The following is a 15,965-nucleotide window of genomic DNA, read 5'->3' on the forward strand; positions in this document are numbered from 1 at the left end:
CCTGTTCCCGAACCCTCTGTGCGACCCCTGCCGTGAGGCAAATGACAGAGTCACCGTCCGTTTTGGCTGCCCGACGAACAAGGCGGCATGGCGCATGATCAACACCCTGTGCTCCATGGCAATCTGCGGCCCAGCAGGATGACTTGGAGCCGGAGGTACACCGCCCGTGGCGGCGAACAACAACCCCACCGTCAGGAGACGCCTCCTGGGAGCCGAGCTTCGCAGGCTCCGCTTGGCGAGTGGGCTGAAGAGCACAGAAGTGGCCGAGCGGCTCATGGTCTCCCAGCCCAAGATCAGTCACCTGGAGAACGGCCGCCGCACCGTCAGCCCCCGCGACGTACGAGACCTGTGCGCGATCTACGGAGTGACGGGCCAGCAGGCCATCGACTCACTGATGCAGATGGCCAGAGAATCCGGACAGCCGGGCTGGTGGCACGCCTACGGCGACATTCCCCAGAGCGTCTACATCGCCCTGGAGACGGATGCCGCCTCACTCCATGCCTACGAGCCCTTGGTGATCCCCGGCCTGTTGCAGACGCCCGCCTACGCCCACGCGGTCATCGAGGAAACGATCCCCCAGCTCACCGCCGAAGAGGCCGACACGCGCCTGAAGGTGCGGTTGCGCCGCCAGCACCGGATCTACGACCCGGCCCGTCCGCTGCACCTGTGGGTCGTCCTGGACGAATCGGCTCTGCGCCGTGTCGTCGGCAGCCCGGACGTCATGCGTGAACAACTGGAGCACCTGAACGCGCTCGGCGCCGAGCCGCACATCACCGTGCAGGTCCTCCCCTGCACGGCGGGCGCCCATCCGGGCCTGTCAGGACAGTTCTCCATCCTGCGGTCCGCCGACAGCTGCGCGGCGGCGGTGGTGTATCTGGAGCGGTTCACCAGCGACCTCTACCTGGAGAAACCATCCGACGTGCAGCATTACAGCGTGCTGCATGATCACCTTCAGGCCCAGGCGCTCAGCCCCGACAGCAGCCGCGACTTCATCACCGACGTCACCAAGATGTACATCGACGCGGCAAGCCACCTTGTGACTGTGGTGTGAGACGAAGATTCAGTGATCACGCGGTATGACATGCGTTCAGCTGACGGTGACTGTGCGCTGCACCGCGTTGGCGAACAGCTCGGAGACCACCAGCAGCACCGCCGGGTGTTCCGCTGACAGATCACGGACGGCGGTGGGAGAGTCGTTCTCAGGACCGCAATTTCGGCCGGGGCAAAAGACCAATGTGATGACCCTGACCTTGAGAACGATCAGTGCCGCCGGGCTTCGCGGGATGCCAGCTGCCCGCTTTTGCGCGTGATTCGCACCAGAGGTTGCTTGACGAGAACTGTCGCCTGCGGCGTCGACTTGCCGGAGCGGCGGAGGATGTCGGGACCTGTCGGAACGGTGACTTGAATCTGGTGGCTTCTGAGCCTTGGCGGTCTGGTCCGTAATTGGCCTGGCGCAGAAGGGGCTCCTCGCGGGCCGGCGCCGCGTAGTGTCGGAGTACGAGGACGAACTCCGGGCCTGCGGCCCGGCCGGAGTGTGTGGCCGCCGCCGGGGCATCGGCGTCCCCGGCGGCGGCCGTGGCACGGGGACGGGCGGCTCCCCTCCGCGGTGTCCTCGCACCGGTCGTCCTCACCGGCGTCCGGGGTGCGCGGGAGTTCACCCCGGCTCGAAAAGCTGGGAGGACGGCGTCGGAGCCGTGTTGTCGGCGATACGGCTCCGACCGTCAATCGCCCCCGGGGGCTGGGGGGCGACGCATGCGGGCTCGGCGTCCGGTGGCCGGCTGGTGCCGGTGAAGCGGACGACTGCCCTGGGACCAGGGTAGAACCAGGCAGGGGATGGGCGACACCCCCCGACTTCCGGCCAGGAGAAGCTCTCTGCCGGGGCTGCCAGTCGTGGCTACCCATCCAGGCGTGGTAGCAGTACGAAACGCCAGAGCCAGACCAACTGGCACAGCTTCCGGCATGCACTCGCCCGCTACCAGATCAGCTGAGACCACCCACATCCGCAGATCTAAGCCGATCTGATCGCCGCGGGTCACAGCTCCCGGCCTGGACGCCATCGCCCACGAACTCAACCACCGTCCAGGCAAGACCCACGGCTACCGTTCTCCGGCAGACGTCTACGCTGACCTCCTGAACAGCAGTGATGCACTGACCGCCTGAGCTCGCCGGCGACCGTGCCCACCCGTAGGTGCACTGCCTCTACCGAGAACGCTTGACAAACCTGATTCCACAGAATGCGCGTATGGCACGCCATGTGGCTGGACCGCATCGACCGCAGAATCGCCTACGTCCGCAAGCGGCAGGCCGAAGAGGAACGCAGACGCCGCAACCGGCCGAAGCCCCCGGACAGGGTCGTCGAACTCAGCAGAGCCACCGACGGACCGCTCCAGGTCCACGACGGCGCATGCGGCATGAAAGGCAAACGGCACCGTGAGGTCAGCCGCAACGAAGCCCGCCGACTCCTCACCACGGACGCCGTGCCAGCGTGCCCGTTCTGCCACCCCGACACCCAGCTGCGCATCATCGGCGACTTAGCCGACCGGCGAAACCACCCCCGCCCCGCCTCGAACGACCGTTCCACCACGCCCGCTATCGTGCCGAACAGGCGACTTGTGATGACCGCCTAGAACAGGCCCCCTTCCGATGACCACGACTCCCCCGCCCCCCGCTCACCGAACCCGACCCGTCCGCACTGACCTGCCCCGGGGACCGGGTCGGCCTCTGCTCCGGATGCCAGCGCAAGACCCACAAGTACGGATCCGGCGGCAGCCTGCTGCGCCAGTGGTGCATGGCCCCGGTCCAGTCGGGGTGGGCACGTTCGTGCGCTACATCAGCACGCGCGTCTGACCTCGCGGCCCGTGCACCCGGCCGGGTGAAGTCACCTCTGCGGGAGAACTTCCGCGGGCGCCGGCACGTCGTGCCGGGCATGAAGCAGATCACTGAAGCGCACGTGGCCGCGCCGGGCCTGGTCGTAGTGGACATCGCAGCAGCCGACGACGAGACCGCGTTCGTGTTCCAGCAAGCGCTCGCTGCGTGGTGGGCGACCGCGACGGCGGACCGTACAACTCGCACGCCCGGCGAACCCGGCGTACGGCTGCGCTGTTTCCTGGACCTGCGCCAGGAAACCGGCGCATAGCGGCAGGCCGTGCACCAGTCTTCCTCGTGCCCTAAGGCACGTATCGAGTCGTGATCAAGCGGTACTTTTGACTGACACCGCCCTTCTCTCAGGGCAGCACGCGATAAGTCACGTGTGTAACCGAGTTCGCTGCTCGCGACTCCACCTGCTCAAGATTCAGTGACGGCACTCCGTCGAACAGCCGTGTGCCGGCGCCGAGCGTGAACGGCACAATGTGCAGCCGCAGCTCGTCGATCAAGCCTGCGGCTAGGTACTGGTTGATGGTGGTCGCGCCCCCGTGGATCGACACGTTGCGGTCCCCGGCCGCCTCGCGAGCCTGCCGCAGTGCGGATTCGATGCCGTCGGTGACGAAGTGGAATGTGGTGCCGCCGTCCATCGGTTGCGGGTCGCGCGGGTGGTGGGTGAGGACGAAGACCGGCGCGTGGTACGGCGGATTGTCGCCCCACCAGCCCTTCCACTGCCGATCCCACGCGCCGCGTACGGGGCCAAACATGTTGCGCCCCATGATGAAGGCGCCGACTGCCGTCAGCCGGTCGAGTTCGACCTGCCGCTGCTCCGAGGTTTCAAACATCCATGCGTGCAGCCTGTCGCCCCAGCCATCACCGGCGTCGTCGCCGAACGGGCGCTGCTCGGCCTGGTTGAGTCCGGCCGAGTACCCGTCGACGGAGATCGAGAGGTCGCAGGTCACCCTGCCCAAACGTTTGGTCACTGTGCCGTCCTCCTGGTGGCGACCTTCCGTCGCCTTCGCGGTGAGTCGCCTGATCCATTCACTACTGGGGTAGACCGTTCCGGGCCCGCGAACTCATCGCGCGGCCGTTTCGCTGTTTTCGGCGCCGCTCAGCTGGCCACGCCCCTTGACACTGTGCTCAAACTTCGACGACACGAACTCGCGTCCGTCAAGGTTCGATGGCGCGCGATCAAGGTTCGGTGACACGGGACAATTGATCACAACCGGATACACGCCCTAGCGGCCCGCGACGTTTCGGCCTCCTTCGAAAAGCTGGCGCCCCCTGCTGGCGGCACCTAGGTTCTTGCCCACCAGACCGACCGCCAGGGGGAAACATGCGCAAGGTAATGAGCGCCGCCGCCGCGTTCGCGACCGCGGCCACGGCAGTAGTGGCGATGAGCGGCGCCGCCCAGGCCGCGCCCGACGGCGACTCCACGGTGTACGGATGCAGGTCCGGCAACGTGTGTATCTGGCCCCAGGGCGTCGAACCCTTCAACAACCCGCACCCGACGGTCCAGTACAGCAGCTACGGCTACCACAACCTGAGCAACCAGTACGGGGACCATTGGGTCCTCAACAACCAGTACGGCGGCGCCACCGCCAGCCTCTGCTACAACTACGGCGGCACCAACTGCTACGAGACCCTCTTCCAGGACGATTGGACTTACGAGAGCCTCACGCCGATCAACTCCATCACCCTCAACCGGCCGTAGCGCACCATTCACCACGGGGGAGCGTCCACCGGGCCGGCCCACACCGGTCCCGTCCGGCGTGTGAACCTGCATGTCACGAGGCCGGACAAGAGGGGCGGCCGGGTTCCGCCGAGTACCGGCGCCGGTCGGTCCGTCACGGCCACGCGGAGAAGATCACCCGCACCGGGTCCGGCAGGGGAACGCTCGTCGGCTGGTCGCGCGGCCCCGCCGACGAGCGAGGTCCCATTCAGAGCGAGAATCGCACCGGCTACGAACTCACCAAGGCCGAAGCCGTCACCGCCCCGACCCAGGGACCCAACTGCGCTCTGACCGGCGGCAGTTGGTACTCCCCCTACGACGACCGCTACCTCGACAGCGCGAGCAAGCTGGACGTCGACCACCTCGTACCGCTCGCCGAGGCCTGGGACTCCGGCGCCTCCCAATTGGACCGCGAAACAAAGGGATCAGGTCGCCAGCAACCTCGACGACGCCCGCGACCTGATCCCAGTGTCCGCGGTCAGCAAACCGCTCCAAAGCTGACAAGAACCCCAGCGGGCAATCTCATCCAGGAGGACCGGGCCCCTCGTACCGGGTGCTTGTCGAAGTACTCCGTGGCCGTACGCCGGACCGAAGCGCAAAACGCCCCGTCAGATGCCAGGTGTCCTGGATACAGCGAGCAGGATCAGAGTGCCCACAGGCATCCAGTCCTCCCAGCTGCGGCCACGGGCCGCATCTACCGGTACCAGTACTTGACGCCCCGGTGGTGCGAGCACGTCCCGCGGGCGTGGGCACTGTAGGAGTACAAGCCGTCCTTGCACTTCGCGGTAGCGCCGCGCGGATGAGGTGAGTTCGCCTTGCAGACACCCGTCGTGTGGCGCGCGCACGACGCGGCCGCCGCATCGGCTGCCACGGCCACCGGCACCAGGAGTGCCCCCGCCATCACCGCCGCCGCAACCGCGCCCCGGACCTTCGTCAGCATGATTCCCCCTCTGATCGTTCGGAGAGGCGAGCATGCGTCCGCCGGCCACAGCATCCGGGCAGGCCGGGCGGACTGTCACACAGCGGTGACCGCCGTAGCAAGACCCTCGCACTGGGTTCGAAGCATGCGAACAAGCAGGCGGGTCAGAGCACTCCTCTCTTGACTTCCTCCCCTGCCTAAAGGCGGGGGATTCCAGCGGTCGCCCGCTGGGGTTCCTGTTTCACCGACGACTGCCCCGTCCGGGAGGACTCCCGTTGAGGTCTTACACCGTCTCCACAGGCTGCTGCCGCCAGCCCGGCGGCCAGGATGTTGCGTGCCGCGTTCACGTCGCGGTCATGCACGGCGCCGCAGTGCTCGCACGTCCACTCACGGACGTTCAGCGACAGTTTCCCGCGGACCGTGCCGCAGCTTCCGCACAGCTTCGAGCTGGGGAAGAAGCGGTCGATCACGACGAGTTCACGCCCGTACCAGGCACACTTGTACTCCAGCATGAAGCGCAGGTCCGTCCAGGCCGCGTCCGAGATGGCGCGCGCGAGCGTGTGGTTCTTCAGCAGGTTGCGGACGGTCAGGTCCTCGATCACGACCACTTGGTTCTCGTGGACGATGCGCGAGGTCAGTTTGTGCAGGAAGTCGCGGCGCCGGTCAGCGATCCGCGCATGCACGCGGGCCACCTTGCGGCGGGCCTTCTCCCGGTTCGCAGAGCCCTTCGCCTTGCGCGACAGCTCCCGCTGCGCGCCGGCCAGACGGGCGCGATCCCGCCGCTCGTGCTTCGGATTGGCGATCTTCTCCCCGGTGGACAGGGTCACCAGGGAGGTGATCCCGGCGTCCAGGCCGACCGCTGTGCTCATGGCGGGGGCCGGGGCGATGGTGTCCTCGCACAGCAGGGACACGAACCAGCGACCCGCCGCGTCGCGGGACACGCTCACCGTGGTCGGCTCGCTGCCCTCAGGAAGGGGACGCGACCAGCGGATGTCCAGTGCACCGGCCATCTTCGCCAGAGTCAGCTGTCCTTCGCGCCACGTGAAGGCGCTACGCGTGTACTCGGCCGACGCCCGCGACTTCTTCCTCGACTTGAAGCGCGGATACTTCGCCCGCTGGGCGAAGAAGCTCCCGAACGCCGTCTGCAGGTGGCGCAGCGCCTGCTGGAGCGGAACCGAGGACACCTCCGTCAGGAAGGCGAGCTCCCCGGTCTTCTTCCACTGGGTCAGCGCGGCCGACGACTGCACGTAGGAGATGCGGCGCTGCTCGCCGTACCAGGCCCGGGTGCGCTCCTCCAGCGCCTTGTTGTAGACGAGGCGGACACAGCCGAACGTGCGCGACAGCTCGGCCGCCTGCTCGTCCGTGGGGTAGAAGCGGTACCTGAACGCCCGCTTAACCTGCTCCGCCATACCTCACCCTCTATCAACTCCCGTGTGAGAGGCGGGTATCGGACGGTCGGCGGTGGGCGCCGGTCCACCCCGGCGGCGAACCGACTCCTCCTGCCCTGCTCCGCAGGAGCTTCGCTTCCTCCCCGGCCTGAAGGCCGGCGTATCCACGAAGGAAGGCCCCGATGAGGTCGGTGTCCCGGCCTTGTTCGGCCGCAAGCCTGTACTCGGTGGCTATATCAGGCCCATGGCCTGGGCCATGGCTCCGGCCGTCGGTACGGCACAGCACCGCGTCGGGCCGGGCGCCCTCGATCCTGCGTGGATGACCCAGCTGTGTCACTGGCTGAGTGCTGGCAACGTCGCAACGGCCTCGGTGCGGCCCGCCACTCTGCTCACCGTTGTCCCGGCCGTCTGGCTGGCACTCCATAGCTACCGGCCGACGTCGCGCCGGCCTCACCGGGTGGAGCGCAGGACACAACGCTAAGCTTGGCGTCTATGCAGCTCTGCTGCTTGTGACGGTTGCCGCGAGGTTTGGTTTGTCCTGTTTCCCGACGGCATGCTGGCGTGCACGGTGCTTGTTCTTCACGCCGACTGGTCGGCCGGGGCCTGCGGTGTTGGGTTTCGGTGCGCTGGCCGGCCGGGCGTCCTCCCGTAGCTCGGGCCATATAAGACAAGCTGAAGGGAACAACGGGTTCCGCCTGTCCGTAGTATCTCTACGGGGCAGGCATTTTGCGCCAGTTACAGCGGCTGCCTCACCGGTACAGCACAGAGGAAGCGCTGCCCCGGTTCGGGGCCGAGAGCCTGGATCGCTGCCGCACACCGAGGAAAGGCCAGCACCATGTCCGAGAGCACAACTGTCGCCACGGGACTGACATCCCAGTACATCGCCCAGGTGGCCGGCGACCTCGAAAGCAACTTCAAGGAGCAGGAACGCATCGGCGCGGAGATCGCCGTCCTGCAGCAACAGCTGACTGCCCTGCAGCAGGACCACAGCGTGCTGGTCAACATCCAGCAGGCGCTCGGCGTCACGCACGAACCTGACGGGCAGTCGGCCGCGGCTGAGAGCGCCGCAGTGCCCTCTCTTCAGCAGAAGACCGAGGCTGCGCCCCCAGCAAGCGAAGGGCACGGAAGGCCACAGCCGTGCAAGAAACGACGGCCAAGAAGCCTGCCGCCCGCAAGCCCCTGCCCAAGGCCGGCACCACGGCGGCCCGGCCCACCCTGGTGGAACTCATCCGCCGCCACCTCACCGAGCAGAACGAGCCGCGCTCCGCCGCGGAAATCTCCACCGCACTCAGCCAGGCCCACCCCGAGCGCGGCATCAAGACCAAGGTCGTCCGCGTCACTCTCGAAGGGCTCGTGGCCAAGAGCCAGGCCCAGCGCACCAAGCAGGGCGCCGCCGTCTTCTACACCGCCCCCACCGCACCGGAGCCGACAACTGCGCCCCAGGCCGAGGAGAAGCCCGACGACACCGACCGCTGAAGCCACGGGGCAACAACCGCACACCACCAGACACCACGGTCTGAATCAACACGTCCGGGGAGTACTCGCCGTCGCCCGCGCCCTTCCGCGGTAGCGAGTCCGGCATCGGCAAGGTTGTGTCAGGGCAGGCTCAGCCTGATCAATTCCATCGTGTAGAGGCCCGTCTGGGATTCCGTGAGCGCATCGCCAGCGGTGCCGATCGAGGCGTCGGTGCCGAGCCAACTGCTTTACGCCGTGTCTCAGGCGAGGCCGAGGCGGCTGAGGGCGGTGGTCCAGTCGGTGACGATCGCCTTCTGCGCGGCGGCGAGGGTGACCGTGCCCTTGCAGACCGCGGTGTGCAGCTTCGTCTCCACCGGGTCCTTGGCGTTGTTGACCCCGGAGCCCTTCTTGTGGCCGGGGTCGGCGGGCTCCACCCACAGGTTGCGGTAGTCGTTCGGGTCCCCGCCCAGCTGCAGGCTGATCAGGTGGTCGTACTCGGCATCCCCCATGCGGCCGGTGAAGCCGTAGGAGGCGGCGTTCAGCTTCTTCTCCTTGCCGGTGACGGACGTGGAGGGGCGGATGCCGGAGGTGTAGCCGCCCTTGCGGCAGATCGTCGACTTCAGATTCGACTGCGTGACCGCCGGGGAGATGGCACCCGGCGTGCACGTCGGATCCTCGATCGGCTCGCCCTTGAGATACCGGTAGTGGCAGGTACCCGCGGCCGGCTGCCGCTGCACCGTGTACGTCTTCTGCGGACCCGCCCCCACCGCGATCGCCCGCCCGGCACCGCCGGCACCCGACGGACCCGCCGAAGGGGTTCCGCTCCCTGACGCGCCCGCGTTCGAGTTTCCGAGCGACGTGGGAGAGCAGCCCGCGAGCACCAGGCAGGTGAGCAGCACGGATGATGCGGCGCGGCGGGTGGAACGCATGATGACCCCTCACAGGCAGGCAATGGCTGAGCAGATGCTGCCCTACCCGACTGTCGGCCTACCGTGCGGGGGTACGGCGTACGGGCGCGCAGATGTCCCACGCCCGGCGCCGTCGGCGCGCAACGCAGGAACCGCACCCCGCATATCGCCACTGTCCGTGAACCACGCGTGGGCGGGCAGGGACATGACGCATCACCACCGCGCCTGGCCTACGGCGTCCTGCGACTCTGCCGACGTCGTTGCGGAGCGGTTTTGACGGTGACGGTGGTTCAGCTCGTGGGCACGGCCGGCTCGATGTGCTTGCCCAACTCCAGCCCGTTGGGCAGGTGATCACGGTCGAGGCGGGCGGCGGCGTATCGCCACACCGGTTTCACCACCGTCGGTGCCCCTGAGACCGCGCTGAGACCGCGCTGAATGGAGGGTCGGTCACGCTCTGCGGCATGACGACAACGGCCCCGTCAGGGGCAGCGGACGGGGAGGGGATCACCATGAACAGCCTGCGGCTGATCCGTCGGCACGCGGCGGCCTTCGGGCGCTTCGCCGGGCTGGGCAGCGGGGTCACCCTGGCGGCCTCGGCGGCCCTGGTCCTGCTTTCGCAGTGGATCCCGTGGATGGCGGCGAACGCGCTGACCACTGTCGCCTCCACCGTGGTCGCCACCGAGGTGCACGCCCGCGTCTCGTTCGGCCACGGACGGCCCGGCCTTGCCGGGCACCTGAAGAGCGCGGCCACCATCGCTGCCGGCTGGCTGGTCACGTCCGCTGCGGTCGGCGCGCTGGCCGTGCTCCGCCCCGGCGCCGGACTCGTCCTGCAGCAGACGGTGTACCTGTCGGCCACCGCGCTCGTCGGGATGGGCCGCTATCTCGTACTGCGTCTGGCGGTGTTCGCCGAGGGTGCCCCGCAGCGCCGGACCGGCGGCGAAGTCCGGTTGCGGGCCGCCTACGACGCGGCGGCGTAAGTGTGTGGCTGTGCTCGACGCAAATGCCCAGGAGGCCAGCGACCTCGGCAAGGCCCTCAAGCGCGGCGGGTGAGGCCGGCCGTCCCGATCAGGTGCTGCCCGGCCCGCCCGCCGGAGGGTAGCCTCCGCAGCCCTCGCCCAACTCCTCCGAGTGGGGCGGTGTGTGACGTGCGCGTTTGCCCGGCCGGGTCGTCGGCCTGCCCGTCCTGCGCGGTGCCGGTGGCATCGTCGGCGAGATGCCGGTGCGCGTCCGCCGGGGAGCGGGCTCAGTCGACGGCGAGGGCGTCCAGCAACTGCCGCAGCGCCTGCACTATGTTCCGTGCACCGGAGGCGTCCACCGCCTCCAGTACCGTCGCCGCCGGATCGAGGACGGCGACCAGGTGCCCGGCGCGGACGGAGGCCGGCAGATCGCGCAGCGCGGCCCGGAAGGCGGATCCGTTCCACCGCACCCGGGCCAGATCCCCGGCGAGCGCGTGCTCCCCGTCCGCCGGGAACCAGTTCCCGCCCTCGTACGCCGCCAGGAGCACGAGAGCGTCCCGTTCAACGGCATCGGTCAGCGCGGTGGTGGTCACACGCCTTCAACGACCCGCAGCACCCTATGTGACGGCGCCCCGGTGTGACAGAGCACGACTGTTTGCGAGTGATCGCAAGGAGCGAGCTGGTCACCAGCTCCAGGGAGCGCGACGGTTCGCGAGGGCGGAGCACGAAGGTTGCGAGTTCGGCGCAGGCAACGTCACTGAAGGTGATCGGCTGAGGTGTCCTGTCCCGACGACCTGGACTCAGGAGCCATGGGCGCAAAGCCTGACGCGGTGTCGCTGAAGGTCGACTTCCGCAACCCGCACCGTGATCTGGTCGCCCTCGCTGACGAGTTGGGCTGGGCTTTCGACTGGCGAGTCGGTCATCTCGGATACGTGCAGAAACCCCTCGATGCCGGGGGCGAGTCACACGAACACGCCTCCAGCAGAGGTCCGTACGGTGAGTGGTGTAACTCCCGTGCAGAGAGCGACAGTTGATGACTGATGTGACGAGGACGGCCTCGTCGTCAGCTCTCAGTGCGGTAGTGGGCGGCGGTCCCTGTGGCGTGCGGGTTGAGTTCGGGGCGCAGGACCAGGTCCTCGTCGTAGTCGCCGCCGTTCTGGTGGCGGAACGGCAGCGGTCCGGTGTACGGAAGGTCCTCGAGACGCTGGCGTAGGACGTTCGCGTGGAAGGCGTACGCGGCCTCGTCCACACGGTCGGCTCCGTGGACGAGCAGCGGGGGCAGGACCTCGATCCCCGCGTACCACAGCGTGCCGTGCTGGAGAGGGAAGAGCAGGTCGTTGAGCTCACCGTTGACGCCGCGAGGGCCGAGGCTCGCCTCCCGAGCACCGGCACTGACGACGACCATCGCGCGCTTACCCGCGAGCGCCCCCTCGCCATAGCGCAGTTGGCGCCCCTGGGCGTCACGGACGCCGAAGGCGAACCCGCCGACGAAGACGCGGTCGAACCAGCCTTTGAGGATGGCCGGCATCCCGTACCACCACAACGGGAACTGCACGACAAGCGTGTCTGCCCAGGACAACTTGTCGTGTTCGACGGCGATGTCAGGGGACAACGCGCCCCGTTCGAAGGCCTGCTGGGCCGCGCTGCCGACGACGAGCCGCTCGCCGTCGGGGTGGGAGAAGTCACTGGCCCTGACGACCGGGTCGAACTTCATCGCGTACAGGTCGCTGGTGCGCACCTCGTGCCCCTGGTCCAGGAGGCGTTGGACACCGTCGCGGTACAAGGAGCCGTTCAGGGAACGGGGTTCGGGGTGGGCGGTGAGCCACAGGACTTTCACTGTAGGTTCCCTTCTGGCAGATCCATGATCGTGCGCACCTACCCGGCCCGTCCTGGGGCAACCCGCCGCCGGGACCGTCCCGGACGCGGTGACGCCGAGTCCCCGCCAGTGGCCTGGCAGGGACTCCAGGGATGCGCGGGTGTCGCGGCGCGGCCTACTTGGCCTCCACCACCTCGTCCGTCAGCAGCGGATAGACTCCGTTCTCGTCGTGGTCCTCACGGCCGGTGAGGGCCGGGGTGAAGATGCACAGGAACGTGCTGTCCTCGATCGGCTTGATCGTGTGGTTGTCGGCGTCGTCCAGGATGTGGAGGGTGCCGGGCGTGATGACGTGTTCCTCGTTCTCGTCGCGGTCGACCAGAATCATCTTCCCGGAGATGCAGAAGACGGCTTCCACGTGGTTCGCGTAGCAGATGTCGGTCTCGGTTCCGGCGTACACGACGGTCTCGGAAACCGAGTACCCGAATCCATCCGAAGCCAGCAGGATGCGCTTGCTGCGCCACGCGCCGCTCGCCGCCGTGACATCGCGGTCAGTGCCTTCGATCTCCGAAATCCTGCGAACCTGCATGATATTCCTCCTGATCGTTCTCGAATTCTTGGCGCTATGACAAATGAGGTGAGGTCGATAGGGCTAGCGCGTTTTCAGCGACTTCAGGAGCTCGATGTAGAGGCGGTTGAACTGGGCCCCTTTATCCAGGTAGGCCGCCCCGACGATCGCGCTCTCCCGCAGGTACGTGACGAGGACTCCGTCACCGGGGCGTTCGAGGTCGCCGCGAACGATCTCCACGGAGTCCGCATTCCTGGGGTTCCCCGCGATCTGGATGCGAAGTCCGAATACTTCGGTAGCCATGCTGGGGAAGTACGCGATCCGAGTCATCTTCGATCCGTATCCCAGAGACGACGCTAGCGCCTTCCCAGCGATATTTCCGGTGTCAATCGCATTTTTCCAGAATTCCATGCGGGTTAGCTTTACCGTGCCCCACGGGTCGGGATAGCGGGCGATGTCGCCGGCTGCGAAAACGCCATCGCACCCCAGTACGCGCATATACTCGTCGACCCGTACCCCGTCAGACAGGTCCAGGCCGTTCCCGTCCAGCCATTCCACGTTGGGAACGCTGCCGATGGCCTCGATGAAGAGCGGTCGTTCGGACGCCGCCCCGGGAGGCGACGCCGCGTGCCTGCCTCCGGAGCGCCTTCCCGAGCGGTCGCAGAGGAGCTCCTTCGCCGCCTCGCCTGTCAGCAGAGTGACGCCGTTCGCGGTGACCCAGCGTCCGAGCGCTCGCGCGACGTCCTCGCCCAGGATGTTCTCGAAGGGGCCGTGCCTCATCGCTTCGAGCATGACCACGTCGCAGCCGTACTCCTTGGCCAACGAGGCCAGTTCGCACGCGACGAACCCGGCGCCCGCGATCGTCACCACCTCTCTCCTATGGAGCTCTTGGTGGATGGAGTGCGCGTCGTCCAGGCCGCGCAGCGTCCTGTGCGCGTGCGAGGCGCACTCCTCGTCGTCACGGGCGGCGGTCCGCGGGCGTACTCCCGAGGCGACCACCAGGCCGTCGTAGGCGAACGTTCCGCCGGTGCTCAAGTGCAGGACCCTGCCGCGCAGGTTCGCCGCCTCGACGCGGGTGCCGAGGTGCCAGTCGAGCGCGCTGGTCTCGGCCCCCTTGACCCTCAGGTCCTCGGTGATGGCCGCCCTGAGGTCGGCCGACGGCGGGTACCGCTTCTTCGTGAGTCCCGGCCGGTTGTACGTGCGGTGGGCCTCGTCCCCGAAGACGGTGATCCTGGCACCGGTTTCGCAAGTGAGGACCGATTGGGCTGCCCGCAGGCCGGCTATGCCGGAGCCGACGATGCCGATGCGCGGCGCTGCGCCAGTCATGCGGCGTCACGGCCCATGACGATCGCCTGCAAGGGGCACGAGTCGATGGCGTCCTCGATCGCATCGAGGTTTTCCTCGTCGAACGTCTCCTGGTACGTCAGCTTCCCGTCGGCGTCGAGTTCGAAGTGATCCGGCGCCGAGATGGCGCACAGGCCGTGGTTCTGGCACTTGACCTCGTCAACGGTGATCTTCATGGTCTCCTCCGATCGGAAGCACGGTTTAGGAACGCGAGGTGAACGTGATGGGCAGCACAACCGCCCCCGTGTTGCCGGAGTCGGGCAGCCACTCGGCGTCCTCCCCCACGCGCAGGTCGGTCAGCCGCGTGGCCAGCGTCGAGAGGGCCACGCCGATGTCCGCACGGGCGACGAAGTGCCCAAGGCAGTGGTGCAGTCCGCCGCCGAACGCGAAGTGCGGGGAACGCTCGGCGTCGAGGTCGATGCGGTCAGGGTCGTCGAACGCGGCCGGGTCGGTGGCCGACGTCATGGTGAAGAGGTGGAGCGTGGTCCCCTTCTCGATCGTGCGCTCCTTGTGCTGGAACGTCTCCGCCGCTTCGCGCGAGATCCAGCGGCCGATCGGGTTGACGCGCAGCGCCTCCTCGACCGCCGCGGCGGAGTAGCGCTCAGGGTCCGATGCCAGCTTCTCCCACTGGTCGGGCTGCTTGGAGAACGTCTCGACGCTCAGGGCCAGTTGGTTCCGGGTCGTGTCGATGCCCGCGAAGATCAACAGGATGATGAGGTTGATGAGCTCCTTGTCGGAAAGCTTGCCCGCGTCCTCGTCCCTCGCGTCCACGAGAGTGCTCAGGATGTCGCCCTTGGGGGACTCCCTGCGGCTGCGGACCAGGGACTCGGCGTACTCGGTTAGCTCGACGATGGCCTGGTCGATCCGGGCGATATTCTCCTGGATGGTGATGCCGAGGCCGAGGCCGATCGTAGAGGCGAGTTCGTGGATCTTCTTCCAGTCGTTCTCGTCGATGCCCAGCAACACGCACAGAATCCTGGTCGCGTACGGTGCGGCGAACCGGCTCGCGAACTCGGTGCGCCCGTCCTCGATCCACTCGTCCACCAGGCCGTCCGCCAGATCTTGGAACTTCGCGTGCAGCGGCGCTATCTGGCGAGGCGAGAAGGCGGGGTTCACCAGACGGCGAATCCTGTTGTGCTCGCCGCCCTCCAGCACCAGCAGGGTCTTCTGCCACCACTCGTCGAAGTGTCCTTCGACGACCCCGTGCTGGGCGGGCCACTTGGCCGATCCTTGCGTCAACAGGGGGCTCTTCAGGAGGGCGCTGCTGTCCTCGTAGCGCAGGACGGCGATGCCCCAATCCGTACGTGCGTACCAGTGGGCGTCTCGTGCCTTCCGCACCTCCTCGGAGTCCATGCGGAAGTAGGCGTTGCTGATGTCGAGGTGCAGTGTCGTGGGTTGCGTGGCCATGACGGTCGGCTCCCAGTCGTCGGATGCGGTGCTGCTCGGACCAGTGACGGGCGGCCCGGTTCAGCCGGCGGTCAGCGGGCCGATGCGGTACAGGACCTCGTCGTGGTGGCCCTCGCTGTCGGCGAAGAGGGAGCTGGGGAAGAGCACGCGGGTCTCAACGGGGGCCGAGTGCTTCTTCGCGTACTGCTTCAGCACCATGATGATCGCCTTGTTCTCGGCGGAGACAGTGGCCTCGACGTACCGGGCGCCGTTGGCAACCTGCTGGTCGGCCGCCTCCTGGAAGAGCTTGACGCCGAGGAACGGGATGCCGTGGCGCGGGTTGACGGCGGTCTGCCACACGAAGTAGGTCTCGGGCTGCTCGGGGCGGCGGTAGCCCGTGAGGAAGCCGACGAGTTCGTCGTCCACCGTCGCGACCAGCGAGCCGTCGGCGAAGTCCCGGAACCATAGCGAGTAGTAGTAGAGGCTGTTGGAGTCCAGGCCGGGAGTGTCCTCGACCATCTTCCACACGGCGGGTCCGTCCTGAGGGACCGGTGCGCGGAAGACTGCCCGCTTCTTCTCGGCAGTGTTCGGCTCCGTGGAGGCTGCAGTGGGCATGGTGATCGTCATCTCGGGT

The 15,965-nt window shown here is 67.6% G+C and carries 18 protein-coding genes; 6 read left to right on the plus strand and 12 right to left on the minus strand.

Going from position 1 to position 15,965, the window contains the following annotated elements; translation table 11 throughout:
* Window positions 1–166: 166 nt before the first annotated feature.
* The 3 genes from OG714_RS00395 to OG714_RS00405 all read left to right on the plus strand — a co-directional run bounded on the left by OG714_RS00395 (window position 167) and on the right by OG714_RS00405 (window position 3,136).
* On the plus strand, window positions 167–1,051 hold the full coding sequence (locus OG714_RS00395; RefSeq protein ID WP_406117696.1) for a helix-turn-helix domain-containing protein: 885 nt from the start codon (window positions 167–169) through the stop codon (window positions 1,049–1,051).
* A gap of 1,183 nt (window positions 1,052–2,234) precedes the next feature.
* The gene (locus tag OG714_RS00400) at window positions 2,235–2,627 is read left to right on the plus strand and encodes a DUF6233 domain-containing protein (protein ID WP_406117698.1); all 393 of its coding nucleotides are present in this window, start codon (window positions 2,235–2,237) and stop codon (window positions 2,625–2,627) included.
* Window positions 2,628–2,926: 299 nt separating this feature from the next.
* The gene (locus OG714_RS00405; protein WP_406117699.1) at window positions 2,927–3,136 is read left to right on the plus strand and encodes a DUF6207 family protein; all 210 of its coding nucleotides are present in this window, start codon (window positions 2,927–2,929) and stop codon (window positions 3,134–3,136) included.
* An 88-nt stretch (window positions 3,137–3,224) separates the two neighbouring features.
* On the opposite strand, the gene OG714_RS00410 is transcribed toward OG714_RS00405, so the two are convergent.
* On the minus strand, window positions 3,225–3,845 hold the full coding sequence (locus OG714_RS00410) for a dihydrofolate reductase family protein (RefSeq protein WP_393673271.1): 621 nt from the start codon (window positions 3,843–3,845) through the stop codon (window positions 3,225–3,227).
* A gap of 353 nt (window positions 3,846–4,198) precedes the next feature.
* Between OG714_RS00410 and OG714_RS00415 the strand changes: the two genes are divergently transcribed.
* Window positions 4,199–4,576 carry a hypothetical protein gene (locus tag OG714_RS00415; protein ID WP_406117702.1) on the plus strand — a complete coding sequence of 126 codons (378 nt, stop codon included), beginning with the start codon at window positions 4,199–4,201 and terminating at the stop codon, window positions 4,574–4,576.
* A 712-nt stretch (window positions 4,577–5,288) separates the two neighbouring features.
* Here OG714_RS00415 and OG714_RS00420 read toward each other — a convergent pair.
* Both OG714_RS00420 and OG714_RS00425 read right to left on the minus strand, forming a co-directional pair.
* Window positions 5,289–5,534, minus strand: a complete 246-nt coding sequence (locus OG714_RS00420) for a DUF3761 domain-containing protein (RefSeq protein ID WP_406117704.1) — start codon at window positions 5,532–5,534, stop codon at window positions 5,289–5,291.
* Between the two features lie 176 nt (window positions 5,535–5,710).
* Window positions 5,711–6,922 (minus strand): RNA-guided endonuclease InsQ/TnpB family protein, encoded by a 1,212-nt coding sequence (locus tag OG714_RS00425; protein WP_406117705.1) that lies wholly within the window; start codon window positions 6,920–6,922, stop codon window positions 5,711–5,713.
* A 1,116-nt stretch (window positions 6,923–8,038) separates the two neighbouring features.
* Here OG714_RS00425 and OG714_RS00430 point away from each other — a divergent pair.
* The gene (locus OG714_RS00430; protein WP_406117706.1) at window positions 8,039–8,377 is read left to right on the plus strand and encodes a hypothetical protein; all 339 of its coding nucleotides are present in this window, start codon (window positions 8,039–8,041) and stop codon (window positions 8,375–8,377) included.
* Between the two features lie 239 nt (window positions 8,378–8,616).
* On the opposite strand, the gene OG714_RS00435 is transcribed toward OG714_RS00430, so the two are convergent.
* Window positions 8,617–9,285, minus strand: a complete 669-nt coding sequence (locus tag OG714_RS00435) for a hypothetical protein (RefSeq protein ID WP_406117708.1) — start codon at window positions 9,283–9,285, stop codon at window positions 8,617–8,619.
* Between the two features lie 440 nt (window positions 9,286–9,725).
* On the opposite strand from OG714_RS00435, the gene OG714_RS00440 reads away from it, so the two are divergent.
* On the plus strand, window positions 9,726–10,241 hold the full coding sequence (locus OG714_RS00440; protein ID WP_406117709.1) for a hypothetical protein: 516 nt from the start codon (window positions 9,726–9,728) through the stop codon (window positions 10,239–10,241).
* A 266-nt stretch (window positions 10,242–10,507) separates the two neighbouring features.
* Here OG714_RS00440 and OG714_RS00445 read toward each other — a convergent pair whose 3' ends face one another.
* The 8 genes from OG714_RS00445 to ectA all read right to left on the minus strand — a co-directional run bounded on the left by OG714_RS00445 (window position 10,508) and on the right by ectA (window position 15,946).
* Window positions 10,508–10,813: a hypothetical protein gene (locus OG714_RS00445; RefSeq protein WP_406117710.1), complete on the minus strand. Its 306-nt coding sequence runs from the start codon at window positions 10,811–10,813 to the stop codon at window positions 10,508–10,510.
* Between the two features lie 207 nt (window positions 10,814–11,020).
* Window positions 11,021–11,170: a S1 RNA-binding domain-containing protein gene (locus OG714_RS00450; protein ID WP_406131671.1), complete on the minus strand. Its 150-nt coding sequence runs from the start codon at window positions 11,168–11,170 to the stop codon at window positions 11,021–11,023.
* 113 nt (window positions 11,171–11,283) lie between these two features.
* Window positions 11,284–12,057, minus strand: a complete 774-nt coding sequence (locus OG714_RS00455; RefSeq protein ID WP_406117712.1) for an NAD(P)H-dependent oxidoreductase — start codon at window positions 12,055–12,057, stop codon at window positions 11,284–11,286.
* Window positions 12,058–12,211: 154 nt separating this feature from the next.
* Window positions 12,212–12,622, minus strand: coding sequence for an ectoine synthase (locus OG714_RS00460; protein ID WP_255918540.1), 411 nt, complete (start codon window positions 12,620–12,622; stop codon window positions 12,212–12,214).
* A gap of 63 nt (window positions 12,623–12,685) precedes the next feature.
* Window positions 12,686–13,927: an NAD(P)/FAD-dependent oxidoreductase gene (locus OG714_RS00465; RefSeq protein ID WP_406117713.1), complete on the minus strand. Its 1,242-nt coding sequence runs from the start codon at window positions 13,925–13,927 to the stop codon at window positions 12,686–12,688.
* Window positions 13,924–14,121 (minus strand): ferredoxin, encoded by a 198-nt coding sequence (locus tag OG714_RS00470; protein WP_406117715.1) that lies wholly within the window; start codon window positions 14,119–14,121, stop codon window positions 13,924–13,926. Before OG714_RS00470 ends, OG714_RS00465 begins: the two co-directional genes overlap by 4 nt.
* A 25-nt stretch (window positions 14,122–14,146) precedes the next feature.
* Window positions 14,147–15,352, minus strand: coding sequence for a cytochrome P450 (locus OG714_RS00475; protein WP_406117718.1), 1,206 nt, complete (start codon window positions 15,350–15,352; stop codon window positions 14,147–14,149).
* Window positions 15,353–15,412: 60 nt separating this feature from the next.
* Window positions 15,413–15,946 (minus strand): diaminobutyrate acetyltransferase, encoded by a 534-nt coding sequence (gene ectA / locus OG714_RS00480; protein ID WP_406117720.1) that lies wholly within the window; start codon window positions 15,944–15,946, stop codon window positions 15,413–15,415.
* Window positions 15,947–15,965 lie beyond the last annotated feature (19 nt).

Source organism: Streptomyces sp. NBC_00989 (assembly GCF_045162655.1).
GTDB lineage: Bacteria > Actinomycetota > Actinomycetes > Streptomycetales > Streptomycetaceae > Streptomyces.